Raw genomic sequence first — 23,010 nt, 5'->3', positions numbered from 1 at the left:
TCAGTTCGCTCCAGCGGTGTCGGGGGTGTACGCCTCGGCCATCGCCACGGCGATCTTGCGGGGGCCGGTGAACGGCTCCCGGCCGTGCGCGGCGGTCATGTTGTCGACCACCAGCACGTCGTCGCGCTGGTAGTCGAAGCGGACCGTGGCCGCCCGGTAGGCGGCCCGCAGGTGGTCCATGACGTCGGCGGGGATCTCGCCGCCGTCGCCGTAGTAGGTGTTCGACGGCAGCCCGTCGGCGCCGAACATGGCCAGCAGCCCCTCCTGGTAGTCCGCCGGCAGCGTGCTCAGGTGGAAGAAGGTGGCGTGGTTGAACCAGCGCGGCGTGTCCGAGCCGGGCCGGTGGTGCACCGCGTCCCGGACCGCGCGGGTGCGCAGGCCGTCCTTGCCGACCCACTCCACGGTGATGCCGTTGGCCGCCGCGTACGCCTCCACCTCGGCCCGGCTCTCCGTGTTGAACACCTCCTGCCAGCGGGTGCCGAAGTCGCCGTGGAAGTTGCGCATCAGCATCCAGCGACGCCTGACGAACTCCTCCCGGACCGCGGGGTCGATCAGCTCGTACACCCGGCGCACGTCGGCCAGCGGGGTGGCGCCCCGGGTCTCCGGCGGGGTGACGCAGTAGAAGAACAACGTCAACGGCCACCGCGCCTGGTACGAGTTCTCGTTGTGCAGGAAGATCTCCTCGTCCGGCGGGTAGTCGGTCGAGGTGTAGACCCGGCCCTTGATGGAGTGCCGGGGCGAGGAACGCTCGGTGTAGGTCAGCGGCTCGCCGGCCAGCGCGCGCACGGCGGCGTCGAAGCCGTCCACGCCGCCGAGGTCGAAGCCGCGGAACAGCAGCCCGCCGCTGGCGACGAGCGTGTCCCGCAGCTCGGCGCGCCGGGCCGCGATCAGGTCGGTCAGCGCCCGGCCGTCGTTCTCGACGACCACCGGGAGCGTGGCGGTTGTCTCGCTCATGGTGCGGTGTCTCCTTGTTCCGTCGGGGGGATGTCAGCCGCGGGGCAGCCGCGGAATGGCCGGGATCGCCGCCGGGGCGGCCGGTTGGTCGGCGGGCGCCTCGGCGCGCAGCTCCTCGATCCGGGCCGCCAGGCCGGCCACGGTGGGGGTCTCGAAGAGGCTGCGCATCGGCAGCCGCACCCCGGTCGCCTTGCGCATCGCGGCGATGAGCTGCACGGCGACCAGCGAGTTGCCGCCGAGGGCGAAGAAGTCGTCGTCCACGCCGACGTCGGTGACGCCGAGGCCGTCCTGCCACACCTGGGCGACGGTCTTCTCCAGCTCGGTACGCGGGGCGGCCGAGCCGCCGCCGGTGGCGGCCGACGCGACGACCGGGGCGTCGGCCTCCTCCGCCAGGCTGTCCGTGGTGACCCGGGCCGCCCGACGCCGGATGTCGGCGACCGTGCGGGTGGCGATCACCACCTGCGCGCCGAGGCCCGCGCCGAGGCTGCGGCGGAACGCCTCCGCGCCGTCGACCGGCCGGATGTCCTCGGTGACCGCGTCCGGCGCGTCGGCCGTCGCCGGGGCCTCGGCGAGGTTGCCGGTGACCGCGCTCTGGTCGACCCGGCGCAGCACGAAGTCGCTGATCGCGACCAGTTCCCGACCGTCCGGGTCGCGCAGCGACAGGTCGGCGGCGACCACCTCGTCGGTGGCGGCCGGCCGGTGCCGCAGGTGACTGTGGAACGTCGCCGGCAGCGTCCCGCGCACCGTGATCCGGCCGTACGACAGCGGCAGGTACGTGCCGTCGCCCTGCCCCCGGCCGAACGCGGTGGCCACGTCGAGCAGCGCCGGGTGCATCCCCCAGGACGGCAGGTCGGCCAGCGCCGCGGCGGGCGCCTCCACCCGGGCCAACTCCTCGCCGTCGGCGAGGTGGTGCTCGGCCAGCGCCGCCCAGCGCGGCCCGAACGTGAGCATGCTGGTGCGGCCCCGGCCGAACGAGGCGTCGTCGTCGACCCGCCGGCCGGCCACCTCGGCCGGGGCGGCCGGCGGCGCGGGCTCGGTGGTCCAGCCGGCCGTGCCCCGCACGTGGGCGCGCAGCCGCCCGGCGGCGAGGCTGGCCACGGTGAAGTCCACGCCCTCCTCGGTCGGGGCCAGCTCCACCCGGTACTGCGCGACGGTGCCGTCCGGCACCGAGAACGGCTCCAGGAAGACCACGTCACGCAGCTCCACCGCGGCGTCCGGGGTCGGCGCGGGCAGCGCGGCGACCACGGCGGCGCGCACCGACTCCAGGTGGGCGGTGCCCGGCACCACCGGCACCCCGCCGATCCGGTGCTCGTCGAGCAGCCAGTGGGTGTCGGCCGCGACCAGGCCGTGCAGCACGACGCCGTCCGGGCCGGTGACCATGGTGGTCAGCACCGGGTGGGTGACCGGGCTGGTCAGGGTGTCCCGACCGGCGGCCCGGAACGCGGCCGGCGCGGCCGTCTCCACGGCCATGCCGACCTCCGCCCAGCCGCCCCAGTTCTGCGACACCACCGGCGCGCGGAACCCGGCGCCGGAGCGCGCGAACGCGTCCAGCACGTTGTTCGCGGCGCAGTAGTCGACCTGACCGAAGCCGCCGATCACCGCCGTGATCGACGAGCAGAGCACCACGAAGTCCAGCGGCAGGTCGCCGAAGACCTGGGCCAGGGCCAGCGTGCCGGCCAGCTTCGGGGCGAGCACCCGCTCCGCCTCGGCCCGCTCCTTGACCTCGGCCATGCCGCCGCCGGGCAGACCGGCGGCGTGCACGATGCCGTCCAGGCCGCCGAACCGGCGCTCCGCCTCCGCGCGTACCCGGCGCAGGTCGTCCGCGTCGGTGACGTCCGCGGCGAGCACCAGCACCTCGGCGCCGGCCGCCTCCATCCGGCGGATCGCCGCGATGGCCCGGCCGGCCCGGTCGGCGCCGCCGTGCACCGCCAGGTGCGCGTCCCAGTCGTCGCGCTCGGGCAGACCGGAGCGGGCCAGCAGCACCAGCTTGGCGCGGGCCCGGCGGGCGAAGTCCTCGGCCAGCGTGACGCCGATGCCGCCGAGCCCGCCGGTGATCAGGTAGCGGCCCTCCTCGCGCAGCACGCCCGGCTCGTCCTCGGCGGCCACGGTCACCTGCTCGTAGCCGCCCACCCAGCGCCGGTCGCGGCGCAGCGCCACCTCCGGGTGCTCCGGGTCGACCGGGCTGCGCAGCTCCACCGCGAGGGCGGCCACGCCGCGCGCCGCCGGGTCGGCGTCGAGCAGCCGGACGGTCAGGCCGGGCAGCTCGGCCGGCAGCACCCGGGCCAGACCGGCCAGCGCGGCGTGCTCCGGCCGGACCAGGTCGTCGCCGCGCACGTCGCCGATGCCGGCGGTGACCAGGTCGAGTCGGACGCCCGCCTCGTCGCTGGTCAGGCCGGCGCCGGCGAGCGCCTGCACCAGGTGCAGCGCGCCGAAGAAGCCGCGCTCCTGGGCGGCCCAGGCGGCGGCGATGTCGGTGCCGGCCGGCTCGCCGTCCAACGCGAACGCGTGCACGATCCGCCGGGGCAGGTCCGCGCCGAGCGCGGCGACCAGCGCCTCGGCGTCCTCGCGGACGCCGGGGCGCAGCCGGAAGCCGTTGGCGGTGGCGGCGAACACGCCGCCGACGCGTACCTCGACCGGGTCGTCGCCGGCGGCCCGCAACGCCGCGACGAGCGCCTCGCCGCGCGGACCGTCGGCCAGCACCAGGCACCGGCCCAGCGGCTCGACGGTCCGGGCCGGCGCGGCCTGCCGCCACACCGGCACCGCGAACCACTCCGGCAGCGGACGGGGGCCGGTCTCGGCCGGGGCCGCCGCCACCTGCTCCACCGGGTCCGGCTCGACCCAGTAGCGGCGACGCTCGAACGGGTACGTGGGCAGCGGCACCCGCCGCGCGTCGGGGTCGACGGCGAGCGTCACCGGCACGCCGGCGCACCAGAGCGCGCCGGCGGTGCCGAGCAGCGTGGCCAGGTCACCGACCGGCTCCCCCGGGCCGGGCAGGCTGCCCAGCGGGGTGAGCGCGCGCTGCGCCTCGCCGGCCTTCGCGACCTGCATCCGGGCCAGGTTGGCCAGTTGCCGCCCGGGGCCGCACTCGACGAGCGCCCAGGTGCCCTCGGCGAGCAGCGTGGCCACGCACGCGCCGAAGCGGACCGGCCGGCGCAGGTGCGCGGCCCAGTACGCCGGGTCGGTGGCCTCCGCCTCGGTGATCCAGGTGCCGGTCACGTTGGACACGAACGGCACCACCGGCGCGCGCAGCGGCACGCTCGCCATCAACGCGGTGAACTCGTCCAGGATCGGGTCCATCATCGGCGAGTGGAACGCGTGCGAGGTGCGCAGCAGCTTCGACTTCTGCTTGCTGCCCAGGCTCTCCGCGAACGCCTCGACCAGCGCGGTCTCGCCGGCCACCACGCAGGTGCCGGGGCCGTTCACGGTCGCCACCGACAGGCCCTCGGGCAGCCGCTCGGCCACCGCCGACTCGTCGAGCGTGACGGCCAGCATGGACCCGGCCGGCAGCGCGTGCATGAGCCGGCCCCGGGCGGCCACCACCCGCAGCGCGTCGGCCAGGTCGAGCACGCCGGCGAGCGTGGCGGCGACGTACTCGCCGATCGAGTGGCCGACCATCGCGGCCGGGGTGACGCCGGCGGCCCGCCAGGCGGCGGCCAGCGCGTACTCGACGGTGAACAGGGCCGGCTGGGTCCAGCGGGTCTCGGTGAGCTTCGTCGCCGCCTCCGGGTCCCGGCCCAGGATCAGGTCCCGGATGTCCAGGCCCAGCTCGGGGCGGAGCAGCTCGGCGCACTCGTCCACGGCGGCGGCGAACGCCGGGTCCTCGGCGTACAGCTCGGCGCCCATGCCGGCGTACTGCGAGCCCTGCCCGCTGAACAGGAACGCCACCCGGGGGGCCGGACCGTCGGCGACGCCCCGGTGCGCCTTGCGCTTGTCCCGCAGCGCGGCGGCGGCGGTCTGCGGGTCACCGGCGACCACGGCGGCGCGGTGGGCGTACCGCTGACGGCCGACGCGCAGCGTGTGCGCGACGTCGGCGAGCAGGTCGGGGCCGCCGGCGGTGGCGCGCTCCAGGTGGTCGGCGAGGTCGCGCACGGCGGTGTCCAGCGCGGTCGGGGTCTTCGCCGACACCTGGAGCAGGTGCGCCGGACGCACCCGCCGCTCGGACCGGTACGCGGCCGGCGCCTCCTCCAGCACCACGTGCGCGTTGGTGCCGCCGATGCCGAACGAGCTGACCCCGGCCCGGCGCGGCCCGCCCTCGGCGTCCCACTTGGTCAGCGTGTTCGCCACGTAGAACGGGGTGTCGGCGAAGTCGATGGCCGGGTTCGGCGACTCGTAGTTGATGGTCGGCGGGATCAGCCCGTGTTCCATGGCCAGCACCGTCTTGATCACGCTGACGATGCCGGAGGGCTGGCTGAGGTGGCCGATGTTGGACTTCACCGAGCCGATGCCGCACCAGCCCCGGTCGTCGGTGTCCTTGGTGTAGACGGCGGAGAGCGCGGCGACCTCGATCGGGTCGCCCAGCGCGGTGCCGGTGCCGTGCGCCTCGACGTAGCTGATGGTGCGCGGGTCGATCCCGGCCAGCCCGACGGCCTGGGCGACGGCCTCCATCTGCCCGTCGATGCTGGGGGCGGTGAAGCCGACCTTGCCGGCGCCGTCGTTGTTGATCGCGTTGCCGAGCACCACCGCGCGGATCGTGTCGCCGTCGGCGATCGCGTCGGAGAGTCGCTTGAGCAGCGTGACGCCGACACCGCTGCCCCACACCGTGCCGTTGGCGTCGGCGTCGAACGGCCGGCACCGGCCGTCCGGCGAGGTGAAGCCGTCCATGCCCAGGTAGCCGGCGTGCGGCAGCTCGATGTTGACGCCGCCCGCGAGCGCCATGTCGCACTCGCCGTTGCGCAGCGCCTCGCAGGCCAGGTGGAACGCGACGAGCGAGGTCGAGCAGGCGGTGTGCACGGTCATGCTCGGGCCGCGCAGGTCCAGCCGGTACGACACGTTGGTGGCCACGTAGTTCGGCGAGTTGCCGGTGGCGATGGAGACCGCGCCGTGCGGGTTGCCGCCGACGCGCTTGTTGCGCAGCACGTAGCGGTTGAGGTAGGTGGTGCCGCCGCTGCCGGCGTAGACGCCGACCGCGCCCTCGTAGCGGCCCGGGTCGTAGCCGGCGTCCTGCAACGCGGTGTAGCAGGTCTCCAGGAACAGCCGGTGCTGCGGGTCGGTGGTCTCGGCCTCGCGGGCGGTCATCCCGAACAGGCCGGCGTCGAACTCGTCGTAGCCGTCGACGAGCGGGGCCCGGTTCACCCAGCTCGGGTCGTCGACCTCGTCGGCGCTGACGCCCCGGGCGAGCTGCTCCTCGCGGGTCAGCTCGGTCGTCGACTCCACCCCGTCGACCAGGTTGCGCCAGAACTCGTCGATGTCGGCCGCGCCGGGCAGGTGGGCGGCCAGCCCGACGATCGCGATGGGCTCGACGCCGTCGTCGGCGGCGGAAATGTCGTTCTGCATGGGAGGTCCTTCATTCACAAGGGGTTGCGGCATCACGGCTGGTGCGGTCGGCGGGGTGGCGGGGTACGGCGGGCGCGGCCCCGCCGGGCGGCCGCGCGCATCGCGGCGCGGGCCAGCTCCGGCCGGTCGGCGGCGCCGTCGAGGCTGGCGGCGAGCGCCCGCACGGTCGGGTGGCGGAACAGGTCGAGCATGGTGATCGAGCGGCCGGTGGCCTCGACGAGCCGGGCGTGCACGGCGGCGAGCGCCATCGAGTGGCCGCCGATGTCGAAGAAGTTGTCCGTGACGCCGACCGTCTCCCGGTCGAGCACGTCCCGCCAGATGCCGGCGATCAGCTCCTCGGTCCCGGTGAGCGCGTCCGACCCGACCGGCAGCGGCGCCCGGGCCGGCTCGGCGGCGGCCACCGTCATCGCGCCCAACGCGGCCACCCGGACCGCCGGACGGGGCAGCTCGGGGGCCACCTCACCGGCCGGCACGTCCGGGTCGGCGGCGAGCGCGCCGACCAGGGCGGCCAGGTCGGCCAGCAGCGCGGTGATCCGGTCGCCGTCGAACAGGTCCGGGTTGTAGACCACCTCGACGCCGGCCCGCCCGTCCCGCTCCACCACGTAGACGGTCAGGTCGAACGGCGAGCCGGGCTTCGGCACCGGCACCGGCTCGACGGTCAGGTCGGCCAGCGCCAGCCGGGGCGGGACGAAGTTGAGCACGTTGAACAGCACCTGCACCAGCGGGGCGCGGGAGGTGTCCCGGCCGACGCCGAGCGCCTCGACGAGGCGTTCCAGCGGCGCGCCCGGATGCGCGGTGACCTCGTGCAGCTCGGCGGCGCACCGGTCGACCTGCGCGGCGAAGCTGCCGCCGGCGCGCACCCGCACCGGCACGGTGTCGATGAAGAAGCCGATCACCTCGTCGAACGCGGCCAGCCGCCGGTCCGCGACGATCGCGCCGAGCACGTGGTCGTCGCCGCCGGTGAGCCGGCGCAGCAGCTCACCGAAGCCGGCCAGCAGCACCGCCGCGACGGTCGTGCCGCGCCGGGCGGCCAGGTCGCGTACCGCCCGGTCGGCGGCGGCGTCCAGCCGGACCGCTGCCTCCGCGCCGGCGTACGTCTGCACGGCCGGGCGGGGCCGGTCGCGGGGCAGCTCCAGCACGGTCGGCGCGCCGGCCAGGTGCCCGGTCCACCAGGCCAGGTCGGCCTCGCCCCGACGCCTGTCGCGTTCTTCCCGCCAGACCGCGTAGTCGGCGTACGTGGCGGGCAGCGGCGGGCGGCCCGGCGTCGGCCGGCCGAGCGCGCGGGCGTACGCGGCGGCCAGCTCGTCGTAGAGCAGCGCCTCGGACCAGCCGTCGAAGACCGCGTGGTGCACGGTCACCGCCAGCACGTGCTCCTCGGCCGCGAGCCGGTAGGCGGTGACCTGCCAGGGCGGGCCGGTGGCCAGGTCGAACGCGTGCCCGGCGCCGGCCGTGAGCATGGTGGCCAGCTCGGTGTCCGGGTCGGCGGCGGTGGTCAGGTCGACCACCGGCACGGCCACGTCGGTCGGTTCCTCGCGGACCGCGTACGGCACGCCGCCCTGCTGCGGGATGCGCCAGCGCAGCACGTCGTGGCGCTCGGCCACGGCGCGCAGCGCGGCGCCGAGCGCGCCGGTGTCGAGCGGCCCGCGCAGCCGGTGCGCGACCGCGATGTTGTAGGGCGCGCTGGACGGCGCGAGCTGGTCCATGAACCACAGCCGCCGCTGCGGCGGCGACAGCGTGGGCGGGTTACCGGTGGTCAGCCCGTCGCCGCCGGCCGGGTCGGCGGCCCGGACCCGGTCCACCAGCGCGGCGAACGTGCGGTCGGTGAACAGCACCCGGGTGTCCACCTGCCGGCCGGTCTCCGCGCGCAGCGCGGCGACCAGCCGCATCGCGGCGATCGAGTTGCCGCCGGCGGCGAGGAAGTCGGCGTCCGGGGTGGGGGCCGCGCCGAGCAGCCGGGTCCAGACCCGCCGGACCGCCGCCGCCACCGGGTCGCCGCCGTCGGGCAGGTCGTCGGGCACGTCGTGGGCCGGCGCGGCGGCCGTGGCCAGCTCGCGCAGCGCGGACCGGTCCAGCTTGCCGGTGACCGGGCTGGCCGGCAGCGCGGCCAGCCGCACCGTCCGGGCCGGCAGCATCGCGCTGGTCAGCCGCTGCTCGGCGTACGCCCGCAGCGCGTCGTCGTCCGGCGCGCCGGCCGGAGTGAGGAACGCGACCAGCTCGGTGCCGGCCGGGCCGGGCAGCGCCTCCACGGCGGCCCGCTCGACGCCGGGGTGGTCGGCCAGCACCGCCTCGATCTCGCCCAGCTCGATGCGCTGGCCGCGCACCTTGACCTGCCGGTCGGCCCGGCCGAGGTAGACGATCCGGCCGTCCGGCGCCTGCCGGACCAGGTCGCCGGTGCGGTAGAGCCGCTCGCCGGGGACCGCGCCGAACGGGTCGGGCACGAACCGCTCGGCGGTCAGGCCGGGCCGGTTGAGGTAGCCGTCGGCCAGACCCGGCCCGCCGATCAGCAGCTCACCGGTCTCCCCCGGCGGCACCGGCCGCAGGTCGGCGTCGACCACGTACGCGCGGTGGTTGGCCAGCGGGCGGCCGATCGGCGCCGGGTCGGCGTCGGCCGGGGTGAGGTCGCCGAGGACCACCAGCACGGTGGTCTCGGTCGGGCCGTAGCCGTTGAGGAACCGCCGGCCGGGCGCCCAGCGGGCGGCCAGTTCGGCCGGGACCGCCTCGCCGCCGCAGAGCAGCACCCGCCACGACGGCAGGTCCGCCGGGTCGAGCAGGGCCAGCACGGTGGGGGTGACGAACCCCCAGTTCACCTCGTGCGCGGCGACGAACCGGGCGAGCCGCACCGGGTCGGCCCGGTCGTCGGCGCCGAGCAGCTGCACCGTGCCGCCGAGGATCAGCGGCACGAACAGGTCCATGGTGGCCGCGTCGAAGCCGAGCGAGGCGATGCCGAGGCTGCGCGTGGTCGCGTCCGCGCCGGTCAGCGCCGTGACGCCGGTGACGAACTGGACCGCGTTGCGGTGCGTGGTGAGCACGCCCTTGGGGCGGCCGGTGGAGCCGGAGGTGAACAGCACGTACGCCGGGTCGCCGGGGCGGGCCGGGCAGGGCGCGAGCGGGGCCGGGTCGGGCAGGCCGAGCGCCTCGACGCCGGGCTCGTCGCCGAACTCGGCCGCCGCCGCGTCGCCGACCACCACCCGGATGTCCGCGTCGCGGACGATCTCCCGCAGCCGGTCACGCGGGCCGCCCGGCTCCAGCGGCACGTACGCGGCGCCGGCCAGCAGCACGCCGACCACGGTGACCACCAGGTCGGGGGTACGCGCGCCGCACACCCCGACCCGGTCGCCGCGGCCGACACCGTGCGCGCGCAGCGCGGCGGCCACCCCGGCGGCCCGGTCGACGAGCTGCCGGTAGGTGAGCCGGGTGTCCCACTGGCGTACCGCCACCGCGTCCGGGACGCGGGCCGCCCGGTCGGTGATCAGGTCGGCGAGGGTGGCGTCCGGCCAGGGCAGGTCCGGCCCGGAGACGGCGCTGACGGTCAGGGTGTGGGTCACCGGTGTGCTCCCAGGTGCTCGGCCGGATCGGTGATCTGGAGGCGGAGTTCGCTGACGTAGCCGCGGCCCCGGGCGTCGGGCACCCACGCCTCGTCGGGGGCCGGCAGCAGCTCGGAGACCACCACCGGCACGTCCGGGCCGGTGCGCAGCGCGGCGTCCACCATGGCGCAGAGCGACTGCGCGTACAGCGGGCCGGTCAGGTCCACGTAGCAGGGTTTGATCTCGGTGCCGATCTTGACGAACACCCGCTCGGGCAGGTCGGTGGCCGCCCGCCAACGGCGTACCGCCAGGTAGCGGGCGGTCTCGTCGGCGTGACCGCCGAGCCCGCACGCGCCGGCCGTGGTGCGCCAGGTGCGCCGCGCCACCACCAGCCGGTCGATGGTGATCCGGGGCGTGTGCGCCGCGGCGCCGAACAGCTTGAACGCGTCCAGCAGCAGCGAGCCGAGCAGCGTGGCGAAGACCTCCATCAGCGGCCAGCGGGCGCCGTCGGGGAAGACCGCGGTGAGCCGGTCGCCGGCGCGCTCCACCAGCACCGCGGTGGCCGGGACCAGGCGGTCGGCGTCGGCGCCGTGCGCGGTGTCGATGCCGAGCTGGCGGTCCGCCGGGCCGGTCAGCGCGTACGTGGTGCGGGTGGTCCGCCGGGGGAAGCTCTCCGGCCACAGCACCCGCAGCCGCACCGGGCCCAGGTCGGCGTCGAGGTCGGCGCGCAACGCCGCCGGGTCGCTGTGGAACGGGCTGAGCACCGCGCTGTCGAACGCGACGGTGGCCGGGTGCAGCTCACCGAGCACGAGCAGGAAGTCGCCCCGCGCGACCGCCTCCGGGGACGCGGCGCTGAGCTGGACGTCCGGGTTGTGCAGCCGGGCCGACGGCCAGCCGGGCCCCGACGCCGGGAACAGCTCCGCCACCCGCCCGGCCAGGTCCGCCGCGCGGACCCGCAGCTCCGCCTGGTCGGCGGGCAGGTCACGCAGGTCGAACAGCTCGGCCCACCGGCGGGTGAGTTCCGCGCCGGCCCCGGCGATCGGGCCGTCCGACGCGATCAGCGTGCCCTGGGCCAGCAGCCACAGGTCGGCCAGCCGCACCGGCTCTCCGCCGGTCGCCAGCTCCTCGTGCAGCTCGGTGAAGAGCCCGGCGCAGCGCTCGGCGACCTCGACGGTGAACCAGCGGGCCGTGCGCAGCACCACCGCGAGCGGCTCGGCGAGCGCCTCGGTGACCGCGGCGCCGACCTGGAAGTCCAGGTCACGGGCGGTCTCCTCGTAGCAGATGGTGCGGCCGGCGTACATCTGTCCGCTGTTGCGGGTGGCCGGACGGCCGGTGACGGCGGTGAACCCGGCGTTGAGCGCGGCGAGCGCGGCGCCGAGCCGGTCCGGGTCGCCGGCCGCGGCGGCCACCTCGTCGCGGGCGGCGCGGAGCCGGTCGAACTCGGCCGCCGTGGCGGCGCGCACCGGCTCGTCGCCGATCGCGGCGATCCGCGCCGCGAGCACGTCCTCCGCGTCCGGGGCGACCGGCAGGTTCGCGCCCCAGCTCAACTGGCCGCGTTCCACCCACCGGTCGAGCAGCAGGTAGACGTCGTCGACGCCGTGTACCGCGCCCTCGGCGTACAGCCGCTCGGCCAGCTCGACCGCCGGGGTACGCCCGTCGGCGGCGGCGAGCAGCCGGGCCTCGACCGGCGTCAGCGCGATCGGCGGGTGCAGCGGCCAGCGAAGCTCCCGCCCGACCACGGTCAGGTGCGGTTGCCGCGCCGGCGCCCACCAGCGGCGCACCGCCAGGTCGTCGGCGAGCCGGTCGGCGTACGCGATGAGCGCCCACGCCTCGAAGAACACCCGGCGGCGGCGCACCAGCGCGGCGCCCGGCACGGTCCGTACACCGGGCACGGCCGGGTCGAACGTGCCCCAGCAGACCGGGCCGAAGAAGCCGATGGTCTCCGCCTTGCCGCAGTACCGCTGCCAGTAGCGCAACAGGCTCAGCTCCCGCTTGCGCCGGCGCACGTTGCGCACCTGCGGGTCGGTGCGCAGCAGACCGTCCAACGCGATGAGCATGTCCGGGTTCTGCCAGGTGACCGCCTCGCGCAGCAGCGGGTCGGCGGCGAGTTCGCCGGCCACCGCGGACGACTCGGCGAACGCCTCCCGCAGCGTCTTGTCGAACACCTCGGCGCTGCTCGCGCCCGCCAGCAGCGCGTCCGCGGCGACCGCGCACCCGGGCGCGGCGAACCGGTCCAGACCGGCGGCCGGGAACCCGGCGGTCCGCAGCACCACGTCGCGCCACACCGACCAGCCGGTCGTGCCCAGGGGCAGCAGATGGCTCATCGCGCGTCCTCCACTCCGCTGTCGGTGCCGAGCGCTCCGGTGTCGGTGAGGTGCAGGCGAAGCTCGCTGAAGTAGCGGCGCCCCGCGCCGTCGGGCACCCACGCCTGCTCCGGGCCGGGCAGCATCTCGCTGACCGTGAGCGAGACGTCGTCGCCGCCGTCGACCCGGGCGGCGCGCACCAGCGCGCAGAGCATCGCGGCGAACCCCGGCGCGGCCAGGTCCACGAAGCACGGCTTGGTCTCGGTGCCGAGCTTGACGTAGACCTGCTCGGGCAGCCCGAGCCGGCGACGCCAGTCGCGCACGGCCAGGAACCGCTGCCGTTCGCCGGTGACGGCGGCCAGGCCGCTCTCCCCGACCGTGGTCCGCCAGGTCTGCCGCGCCACCACCAGCCGGTCCACCGTGATCCGCGGCGTGTACGGCGCGGCGGCGACCAGTTTGAAGCCGTCCACGGCGTGCGCGCTGAACGGCTCGGCGAAGATCTCCGCGAGCGGCCAGCGCTGCCCGTCCGAGGCGGTGGCGACCAGTTCGCCGGCCACGTCGTCGACGGTGAGATCCACGGTGGACAGCACCCGGGCCGGGTCCGCGCCGGGCGCGTCGAGGAAGGCGAGCTGCCGGTCGGTCGGGCCGGTCAGCGACTCGGCGGTGCGGCTGGTGCGGCGCGGCCAGTCGGCCGGGAACAGCAGCCGGACCCGCCGCTCACCGAGGTCCGCCGCCAGCGCGTCGCGCAGCCGCTCCACGTCCGGGTGCGACGGGGTGAAGACCGCGCAGTCGAACGAGGACCAGGCCGCGTGCAGTTCGCCGAGCACCACGGTGTAGTCGCCGCGCCGCAGCGCCGCCTCGTCGGTGGCGCAGATCTGCAGGTCGGGGCTGTGCATGGCGGCGTTGGACCAGGTCGGCCGGTCGCCCGGGAAGACCGTGTCGATCTTCTCGGCCAGGTCGGCCGCGCGCAGCCGCACGTCGGTGGTGCCGGCGGGCAGCGTGTCCAGGCCGAACAGGCCGGCCCACCGGGCGGCGAAGTCGGCGGCGACCGCGTCGACGGGCCGTTCGCCGCCGCCCCAGAACAGGCCCTGGGCCAGGAACCACAGGTCGGCCAGCGCCACCGGGCCACCGGACTCGGCGCGCAGCTCGTCGTGCAGGCCGCGCAGCACCGCCAGGTACGCGTCGGCGAGCGCGTTGGCCAGCCAGCGGGCGGCGCGCAGCAGCACGTCGAGCGGGGCGGCCAGCTCGGCCAGCAGCGGGGCGCCGAAGACCACGTCCAGGTCGCGGGCGGTGTCCTCGTAGCAGATGGTGCGGCCGGCGTACATCTGGCCGGCGCGGCGCACCGCCGGCACGCCGGTCAGCTCGGTGAACGTGGCGTCGAGGGCGTCCAGCGCGGCGCGCAGCGAGTCCGGGTCGCCGGCCGCCGTGGCCACCGCGTCGCGGGCGGCGCACAGCCGGTCGAAGCCGGCGCGGGCGGTGGCGCGGGCCGGCTCGTCACCGATCGCCGCGATCCGCTCGGCCAGCACCCGCTCGGCGTCCGGGCTCACCGGCAGCGCCGCGTCCCAGGTGATCAGCTCCCGTTCCACCAGCCGGTCGAGCAGCGCGTAGCCGTCCTCGGGCCGGCGCAGCCCGATCGCCGGGTCGGTGACCAGGGCGGCGGCGTGGCGGCGGCCGTCGGCGGCCCGCAGCAGCGCCGCCTCGACCGGGGTCAGCGTCAGCGGCGGGCGGCCGGGCCGGAGCACGTCCCGGTCCCGGATCGCCAGGTGCGGCCGGAGCATCGGCGGCCACCAACGGCGGACCGCCAGGTCCGCGCCGAGCCGGTCGGCGTACGCGGCCAGCGCCCAGGACTCGAACCACACCCACCGTCGCCCGGTCAGCCCTTCCCCGGGGTTGACCAGGGCAACCTCCGGCTGGTCGGGGTCGACGGTGACCCAGCAGGCCGGCCCGAAGAACCCGACCGTCTCGTTCTTGCCGCAGTAGCGCTGCCAGTACTTCAGCAGCGCCCGTTCCCGGTCCCGTCGCCGCACGTTGCGGGGCGCGTCGGCGCCGCCACGCGCCAGCCCGTCCAACGCGACCAGGGCGCCCCGGTTCTGCCAGGTGACCGCCTCGCGCAGCAGCGGGTCGGCGGCCAACGCGCTGAGCCGGGCGGCGCCGGCGCGCACCGCCTCGTCGAACTCCGTGTCGAACCGTTCCTCGCCGGTGCCGGTGGCCAGCAGCGCGTCAGCGGCGGCGGCGGCCCGGGGCGCGCTCAGCGCCACCAGCCCGTCGGCGGGGAAGCCGGTGGTCCGCAGCATCGCGTCGCGCCACACGGACCATCCGGTGTCCCCGAGCGGCACCCGGTGCGCACCGCCGGCGGTCCCGCGGCCGACGGCGCGCACCGGGCCCGGACCCGCGTCCGGGGTTCCGGCGCGGGCGGTCGAGGTGCCGGGCCCGGCGGCGGCGACGCCGGGCGCGGTGGTCGAGGTGCCGGTAGCGGTGGTCAGGCCGCCGGGCGCTGTCGTCGTGGCGCCGGGCGCGGCGGTCGTGGCGCCGGGCGCGGCGGTCGTGGCGCCGGGCGCGGCGGCCAGGTCGGCCCGGATCAGCGCGGCCATCTCGGCGAGCCGGTCGTGCAGGAAGAAGTGCCCGCCGGACAGCTCGTGCATGGTGAACCCGGCCGCCGTGTGCTCGCCCCAGGCGGCGGTCTGGGCGCGGGTGACCGCCGCGTCCGCGTCGCCGCCGAACGCCACGATCGGCACCGGCAGCGGATCCTCCGGGACGTGGCGGTAGTCGTCGACCCGGCCGAAGTCGGCGCGTAGCAGCGGCAGCATCAGCTCCAGCAGCTCCGGGTGGTTGAACGCCTCGGCGGGGAGGCCGCCGCCGTCGCTGAGGCGGCGCAGCAGCTCGTCGTCGCTGACCCGGGACAGCCCGATGAAGCCGCCCGGCTCGGTGATGTGCGGCGCGCGGGCGCCCCCGACGTAGAGCCGTAGCGGCAGCGGACGGCCGGTACGGCGCAGCTTGCGGACCACGTCGAACCCGAGCCGGCCGCCCATCGAGTGGCCGTAGATCGCGTACGGGCGGTCGGCCCGGGCGGCGATGGCGTCGGTGACCTCGGCGACGGTGAAGTGCGGGTCCTCGCTGATCCGCTTCTCCCGGCCGGGCAACTGCACCGGCAGCACCTCGACGTCGGGACCGAACGCGGCCGGCCAGTGCCGGAACGCGCTGGCGCCCGCGCCGGCGTAGGGCAGGCAGAACAACTGCACCGGCGCCTCGGGGCGGCTTCCGGTGGAGGCGAACCAGTTCACCGCGGACCTCTCTGCACGGGGTCGATCCAGTGCCGGCGGCGCTGGAACGGGTAGGTGGGCAGCCCGGTACGCCGGACCGTGCCCTCGGGGTGCAGGGCGTCCCAGTCGATGTCGTGGCCGGCCACCCAGTCGGCGGCCGTCTCGCGCAGCGGCCCGGCGTCACCGGCGAGCCGGGCGTCGGTGTCGAGCAGCACGTCCAGCGCGGACAACGCGGCGGGCAGGTCGGCGGCGACCACCGCCGCACGGTGCGCGAACGGCCGGCGGCCGAGCGCCAGCGTGGCGGCCACCTCGGGCAGCGCCGGCGCGGTGCCGGCCAGGTGGGTGCGCAGCCGGACCAGCGCGGCCCGCAACGCCGCCGGCGTACGCGCGGAGACCGGCAGCAGCCACGGCCCCTCCCCCGGCGGGTCGGCCGGCTCGACCGGCGGCGGCTGTTCCACCACCACGTGCGCGTTCGTGCCGCCCAGGCCGAACGCGCTCACCCCGGCCACCCGGCGTCCGCCGTCCGGCCAGTCCCGGGCCTTGGTGGGCACGTAGAACGGGCCGGCGGCCAGGTCGATCTCCGGGTGCGGGCGGGTGAAGTGCAGGTTCGGCGGGATCACGCCGTGCCGGACGGCCAGCACGGTCTTGATCAGCCCGGCGACGCCGGCGGCGGCGTCGAGGTGGCCGATGTTCGTCTTCACCGAGCCGAGCGCGCACGTCTCGGCCGGCGCGGCGCCGGCGTACACCTCGTGCAGCGCGGCCACCTCGATGGCGTCACCGAGCGGCGTGCCGCTGCCGTGCCCCTCGACGAGGCGGACCTCGCCCGGGGCGACCTCGGCGGTGGCGAGCGCGTTGGCCACGGCGGCGGCCTGCCCGGCCGGGCCGGGCACCGCGAAACCGGCCCGGTCCGGGCCGTCGTTGGTGACCGCCCACCCGGGCAGGATCGCGTAGATCCGGTCGCCGTCGGCCTGCGCGTCGGCGAGCCGGCGCAACGCGACGACGCCCGCGCCGGAGCCGAACCCGGAGCCCTCCGCGGCCTCGTCGAAGGCACGGCACCGGCCGTCCGGGGAGGCGAGCCCGCCCGGCGTGGCCCGGTGCCGGGGCCACATGACCGTGGATCCGCCGGCCAGCGCCAGGTCGCACTGGTAGTCGGCGAGGCTCTGCGCGGCCAGGCAGACCGCGACCAGCGAGCTGGAGCAGGCGCTCTGCACGGCCAGCGCCGGCCCGGTCAGGCCGAGCCGGTAGGCGACCTGGCCGGGCAGGTGGTCGGGGAACTGCCGGCCGACCAGCCGCGCCTCCCAGTCGTCCGGGTCGACGTCGCCGACCACCGCCGGGTTGTCCATCAGATGGAACAGGAAGTACCGGTTGGCGGAGGTGGCCGCGTAGACGCCGACCAGCCCGGGGAAGCGCTGCGGATCGTGCCCGGCGTCCTCCAGCGCCTCCCACGCGGTCTCCAGAAAGAGCCGGTGCTGCGGATCGGTGCGGGCGGCCTCGTCAGCGCCGAAGGAGAAGAACTCGGCGTCGAAGTCGGCCACCCCGTCGAGCCGGCCGGCGGCGCGGACGTGCCGGGGGTCGGCGCGCAGCCGGGGCCCGATGCCGAGCGCGGCCAGCTCCTCGTCGGTGTGGTCGTGCACCGAGTCGACCCCGGTGCACAGGTTCCACCAGAACGTCGCCACGTCCGGCGCGCCGGGGAACCGGCCGGCGATCCCGACCACGGCGATCTCGTCGCCGGTGTACTCGCGGGACGCGCTGACCGGTGCGGCGGGCGCGGGCAGCACCGGGGCGCGGACCGCCTCCGGCGGCGCGTCGAGCAGCGCCGCCTGGGTGGCCACGGTCGGGTGGTCGAACAGGCGCAGCATCGGCAGCCGGACGCCGAACCGCTCGGCGATCTGCTGCTGCACCCGGCCCAGCAGCAGCGACTGCCCGCCCACGTCGAAGAAGCTGTCGGTGCGGCCGACCGCCGGGCGGCCCAGCACCGCGCACCAGATGTCGTGCACGACGCGTTCGGTGTCGGTGGCCGGCGCCGCCCCGGCGGGCACCTCGACGACCGGGTCGGGCAGCGCCCGCTCGTCGACCTTCCCGCTGACGGTGAGCGGGAACTCGTCCACCACGACCACCGCGCGCGGCACGGCGTAGTCGGGCAGCGCGGCGGCCAGCGCCGCGCGCAGCGCCGCCGGGTCGGGGCGGGCGCCGGCCGGGCGGGCGTACGCGAGCAGCTCGCCGTCGCGGGCGATGGCGCGGACCCCGGCGACGCCGGGCTGGGCGGCGAGCACGGTCTCGATCTCGGTGAGCTCCACCCGGTGCCCGCGCACCTTGACCTGCCGGTCGAGCCGGCCCAGGCAGACCAGTTCCCCGCCGGGCAGCCGCGCGCCGAGGTCGCCGGTGCGGTACGACCGCGTCCCGTCGGCGTCCGTGGCGAACCGGTCGCTGTCCTGGTTGAGGTAGCCGGGGGCGAGGTGCCGGCTGCGGACCACGATCTCGCCGGTGCCCGGGGCGAGGTCGAGGTGGTAGCCGGGGAACGCGTGGCCGACCGGCAGCGGCCCGACGGTGGCCGGGTCCACCTCGGACAGCGGAAGCACGTGCCGGGCGGCGAACGTCATCTCGGTGGCGCCGTAGCCGTTGACCAGCACGCAGTCGCCGGCGAACCGGTCCCGGCCGCGGGCCGCGTCGGCCCAGGTGGCCTGTTCCCCGCCGAGCAGCACCGCGCGCACGGTGGCCAGCCGCCGGTCGTCGAGCGTGTCGAGCAGGAAGCGGTAGACGGTCGGCGTGCAGTGCAGCACGGTGACGCCGTGCCGGTCGAGCTGCTCCACCGCGTACGCGAGGCCGTGCCGGCGCAGGTCGACCGGGACGACGGCAGCGCCGGTGAGCAGCGCCGGGTAGAGGTCCGGGATGGCGGCGTCGAAGCTGAACGAGGCGAGCAGGCTGAGCCGGTCGGCCGGGCCGACGTCGAGCGCGTCGATCTGGTTGTCGACGACGTGGGCCAGGTTGCGGTGGGTCTGCCCGACCGCCTTGGGCACGCCGGTGGAGCCGGAGGTGAACAGCACGTACGCCAGCGCGTCCGGGTCGACCGGCACCGGGCGCAGCGGGGCCGGCGGCACCTCGTCCAGGGGCACCACGGCACGACCGTCGGCCACCGTCAGGGCCAGTTCGCGGTGTTCGGCGGCGCAGGCCACCGCGGTGACGTCGGCGGCGGCGACCATGTGTCGCAGCCGGGCGACCGGGAAACCCGGGTCCAGCGGCACGTACGCGCAGCCGGCGGCCAGCGTGCCGAGCAGCGCGGCGACGGTCGGCGCGCCGTGCGCGGTGAGCAGCGCGATGCGGTCGCCGGGCCGGAAACCGGCGGCGACGAGCACGGCAGCGTACCCCCCGGCCGTCTCGGCCAACTCGGCGTAACCGACCTCGTGGGTCTCGCCGAGCAGGGCCGGACGGCCACCGTGGACCGCTGCGACCGCGCTGAAACGATTGATGATCATCGTCTCTGCCATCAGGAAACGGAATGTGCTCCACTGACGGCGGGCGCGCAGCAGCAATCGACGAATGTGACCATTGATCCCCCCCAGGACTTCACATTGGAAGCAGAATAAAGCTCAATCTCTCGACCGGAAGAGGATCGATCCGGGTCGAGCCGAAGGGGGGACGACCCCTGGTACCTGGGACGGAGGAATTCGTCCGATCATCCCTCTAGCGCGTAGACGATTTTCAGCGTAGATGGCTACTCGCGAGTTATTTTACGGTGAAAGTACTTCTGAGCGGTGAAATCTTCGCCTCATGGGCGGCCGCGCCGCAGCTCGACCCGGGTCGCGGGGAGCCCTGCTCAGACATCGTACGGCGGACGCGGAAGCGGGTCCACCATCGCGTCGAACCCCCGGGGTAGCTGCGCCACCAGATCCTGGAACTCGCCGACCGTGACCGTCTCCCGAAGCGTGGCGAGCACCGCCCGCGTCCCCACCTCGGCCAGCGCCGGGTCCACCGCGGCCCGGTCGGCCACCCGGTAGAGGAAGTCCACCGCGGCCCCGGTCGCCGGCGGCCCGGTCGTCGCGAGGTAGCCGCCGACGTCGTCGGGGAGCTGGGCGGCCAGGTCGGCCGACTCGTCGGCGGTGATCCGCTCGGCGAGGGTCTGCAACACCGCGCGGGAGATCGTCGCCGCGTCGTCGGTGGGCAGCTCGGCACGACGCGCCACCGCGTCGACGAACAGCGGAAACCGCATCCCGCCCTCCCCTGGCAGCCGGTCGCCGACATCCCGGGAACCCCCCGCCCCGCCGGCCCCCGCGAGTACCCACCCCCACCTCCACCAAACGCCCCCGCCCCGACCCCGCCCGCGATCTTGCACTTGCCGCCCCGGCAAAAGCGACCGATCCGACGTCTCGCGGGCAGCAACTGCAGGATCAGCGAGGAGAGGGGCGGGGAGGGCGGGGTGGGTAGCATCCGCGCATGGCCACCGTCACCCATCCCGGCGCCTGTCCCCTGGACTGTCCCGACACCTGCGTCTGGCAGCTCACCGTAGAGGAGGGTCGGGCCGTCGCGCTGCGTGGCGACCGCGACCACCCGTTCACCCGGGGCGCGCTCTGCGGCAAGGTCAACCGCTACCTCGACGCGGTCAACGGCCCGGACCGACTGACCACCCCCTGGATCCGCACCGGCCCCAAGGGCGTCGGTCCGGTCGCCTACCGGCCGGCGAGCTGGGCGGAGGCGCTGGAACGGGTGGCGGCCGGGCTGCGGGCCAGCATCGAACGCGACGGGCCGGAGTCGGTGCTGCCCTACTACTTCGCCGGCACGATGGGGCTGGTCCAGGGCTGGACGATGGGGCCGCGGCTGTTCGCGTACCTCGGGGCGTCCCGGTTGGACACCACGATCTGCACGGCGGCGGCGAACGCGGCCACCCGGTCCGTCTACGGCCGCGCGGTGGGCTTCGAGCCGGAGTCGATCGTCGACGCCCGGCTGATCGTGCTGTGGGGCGCCAACCCGCTCGCCACCAACCTGCACCTGTGGCCGTTCGTGCAGCAGGCCCGCGAGCGCGGCGCGTACCTGGTGACGATCGACCCGCTGCGCACCGAGACCGCCGCCCGCAGCGACGAGCACGTCGCGCCGCTGCCCGGCACCGACGCGGCGCTCGCGCTCGGGCTGATGCGGCACGTCCGCGACGCCGGGGCGGCCGACGAGCCGTGGCTGGCCGCGCACACCGTCGGCTGGCCCGAGCTGTCCGCCCGGCTCGACGAGTGGCCGGTGGAACGCGCCGCCGCCGAGTGCGGGCTGCCCGCGGAGACGGTGCGCCGGCTCGGCGAGCGGATCGCCACCACCCGGCCCACCGCCGTACGCGCCGGCCTCGGCCTGCAACGGCACGCCGGCGCCGGCCAAGCGATCCGGGCGATCTGCGCGCTGCCGCTGGTCACCGGCGACTTCCGGTACGCCGGCGGCGGCGCGCTGGTGACCACCAGCGGGCACCACCCGGTCGACAACGGCCCGGTGATCCGCCCCGCCGGCATGCCGGCCCCGCCGGCCCGGTCGGTGAACATGAGCCGCCTCGCCGCCGTGCTCACCGGGGAGGCCGACCCGCCGGTGACCTCGCTGGTGGTGTTCAACGCCAACCCGGCGGCCACCGCGCCGGACCAGACCCGGCTACTCGCCGGCCTGCGCCGCGCCGACCTGTTCACCGTGGTGCTGGAGCAGCGCTGGACCGACACCTGCGACCACGCCGACGTGGTGCTCCCGGCCACCATGCAGCCCGAACACCTCGATCTCCAGACCTCCTACGGGCACCACTACACGACGCTGAACCTGCCGGTCACCCGGGCGCCCGGCGAGGCGCTGCCGAACACCGAGATCTTTCGGCGCATCGCCGCGGCGCTCGGCATCGACCACCCGGCGTTCCGGGACAGCGACGAGGACCTGGCCCGGCAGTTGCTGTCCGGTTCGCCGATCGGGTTCGAGGAGTTACGCGACCGCACGTACGCCCGGCTCACCGGCGTGCCGGTCGGCACCGCGCCGTTCGCCGACGGTGGCTTCCCCACCCCGGACGGGCGGGCCCGGCTGCACGACCCGGCCCTGGCCCGGCTCGGGGTGGACCCGCTGCCCGGCTACACCCCACCGGTCGAGGCCGCCGACCCGGCGCTGGCCCGGCGCTTCCCGCTGGTGCTGCTCGCCCCGGCCGGCCGCTACCTGATGAACTCCACGTTCGCCTCGCTGCCCTGGCATGCCCGTCAGGCCGGCCCGCCCCGGGTGCACCTGCACCCGGCCGACGCGGTGGCGCGCGGCCTGGCCGACGGCGACGCGGTGCGGGTCCACAACGACCGGGGCGCGTTCCTGGCCGCGGTCGCGGTGGACGAGGCGACCCGGCCCGGGTTGGCGTTCACCTACAAGGCGTACTGGGCGCGGCTGAGCCCCGGTCGGTCCACCGTGAACGCGGTGACCGCGGTCCGCGACGCCGACCTGGGTGGGGCGCCCACGTTCCACGACTGCCGGGTCGAGGTGGAGCCGGTGCCGGCCGACCTGCTGACCACCGACCCGCCCGTCGACCCGGCCGTCGACCCGGCCACCGGGCCGGCCACGGACGCCGGCGCCGCCGCGCCCCTCGGCTGAGCCGGGACCTACGGCCCGGTCGGCGGGTCCGTGCGCCCCTGCTCGTCGCGGCCACCGCCGCCTAACGTCGGAGACGGTAGCGCCAGGTCGTGGCGCGGCGTCAGACGCGCCGAGCGGGAGCTGCCGGAGGCGCCGGAGCGCGGCGTCGCGGACACCGGGAGGTCGACATGCGGACGTGGCAGGTGCAGGACGTGATGACCACCGACGTGGCGACGGTACGGGAGGGCACGGCGTACCGGGAGATCGTCGACCTGCTGACCGACCGGCACGTCACGGCGGCGCCGGTGGTGGACGGCGGCCGGCGGGTCCTCGGGGTGGTCTCCGAGGCGGACCTGATGTACAAGGTGGAGCTGTCCGGACAGCCCCACGAACGGCGGCTCCGGCCCGACCGGCACCGCCGGGAGGCGCGGGCGAAGGCCGGCGCGACGCTCGCGGCCGACCTGATGACCGCTCCCCCGGTCACCGTCGCGCCGGACGCCACGCTCGTCGAGGCGGCCCGGCTGATGGACACGCGCGGCGTCAAGCGACTGCCGGTGGTCGACGACCTGGGCCGGCTGGTCGGCATCGTGACCCGCGGCGACCTGCTCAAGGTGCACCTGCGCCCGGATGCGGACATCCGGCGGGACGTGGTCGACGAGGTGCTGCGCCGCACGCTCGGCGTGCGCGACGGCGTGGTGGACGTGGCCGTGCACGGCGGCGTGGTGACGCTCACCGGGCAGGTGGAGCGCTGGTCCACGGTGCACCTGGCGCTGCGGTTGACCCGGCAGGTCAGCGGCGTGGTCGAGGTGGTCGACGCGCTCGGCTACGCGACCGACGACGCGCCGATGTCGGCGCTGCGGCTCGGCGGCGGCATGCCGGCCGGCATCGCCTGACCACCGGGCCGGCGGCCGGACCGGGGCG

9 protein-coding genes are annotated in these 23,010 nt (G+C 76.2%); 2 read left to right on the top strand and 7 right to left on the bottom strand.

Annotated features, from left to right (window positions below; translation table 11 throughout):
• From OG767_RS14750 to OG767_RS14720, 7 genes are all read right to left on the bottom strand, one after another.
• On the bottom strand, positions 1-954 hold the full coding sequence (locus tag OG767_RS14750) for a TauD/TfdA family dioxygenase (RefSeq protein ID WP_281940522.1): 954 nt from the start codon (positions 952-954) through the stop codon (positions 1-3).
• A gap of 33 nt (positions 955-987) precedes the next feature.
• Positions 988-6,447: an SDR family NAD(P)-dependent oxidoreductase gene (locus OG767_RS14745; RefSeq protein ID WP_405093921.1), complete on the bottom strand. Its 5,460-nt coding sequence runs from the start codon at positions 6,445-6,447 to the stop codon at positions 988-990.
• A 32-nt stretch (positions 6,448-6,479) separates the two neighbouring features.
• Complete coding sequence (locus tag OG767_RS14740; protein WP_405093920.1) at positions 6,480-9,992, bottom strand: amino acid adenylation domain-containing protein; 3,513 nt, start codon at positions 9,990-9,992, stop codon at positions 6,480-6,482.
• Positions 9,989-12,295 (bottom strand): lantibiotic dehydratase, encoded by a 2,307-nt coding sequence (locus OG767_RS14735; protein WP_405093919.1) that lies wholly within the window; start codon positions 12,293-12,295, stop codon positions 9,989-9,991. The genes OG767_RS14740 and OG767_RS14735 overlap by 4 nt, the downstream gene beginning before the upstream one ends.
• The gene (locus tag OG767_RS14730; RefSeq protein ID WP_405093918.1) at positions 12,292-15,555 is read right to left on the bottom strand and encodes a thioesterase domain-containing protein; all 3,264 of its coding nucleotides are present in this window, start codon (positions 15,553-15,555) and stop codon (positions 12,292-12,294) included. The genes OG767_RS14735 and OG767_RS14730 overlap by 4 nt, the downstream gene beginning before the upstream one ends.
• The gene (locus OG767_RS14725) at positions 15,552-19,019 is read right to left on the bottom strand and encodes an AMP-binding protein (protein WP_405093917.1); all 3,468 of its coding nucleotides are present in this window, start codon (positions 19,017-19,019) and stop codon (positions 15,552-15,554) included. Before OG767_RS14725 ends, OG767_RS14730 begins: the two co-directional genes overlap by 4 nt.
• Positions 19,020-19,348: 329 nt before the next feature.
• Positions 19,349-19,741: a DUF2267 domain-containing protein gene (locus tag OG767_RS14720; RefSeq protein WP_405093916.1), complete on the bottom strand. Its 393-nt coding sequence runs from the start codon at positions 19,739-19,741 to the stop codon at positions 19,349-19,351.
• A gap of 224 nt (positions 19,742-19,965) precedes the next feature.
• On the opposite strand from OG767_RS14720, the gene OG767_RS14715 reads away from it, so the two are divergent.
• Together OG767_RS14715 and OG767_RS14710 are read left to right on the top strand one after the other, a co-directional pair.
• A complete protein-coding gene (locus OG767_RS14715) occupies positions 19,966-22,110 on the top strand; it encodes a molybdopterin-dependent oxidoreductase (protein ID WP_405093915.1) in 2,145 nt (714 codons plus the stop codon).
• 167 nt (positions 22,111-22,277) lie between these two features.
• Positions 22,278-22,982, top strand: a complete 705-nt coding sequence (locus OG767_RS14710) for a CBS domain-containing protein (RefSeq protein ID WP_405093914.1) — start codon at positions 22,278-22,280, stop codon at positions 22,980-22,982.
• Positions 22,983-23,010: the final 28 nt, after the last annotated feature.

Origin of the sequence: Micromonospora sp. NBC_01392 (assembly GCF_045040125.1) — a bacterium.
Classification (GTDB): Bacteria; Actinomycetota; Actinomycetes; order Mycobacteriales; family Micromonosporaceae; genus Micromonospora.
The sequence above is the reverse complement of the archived record's forward strand: the minus strand, read 5'-3'. Positions and strand labels throughout refer to the sequence as shown.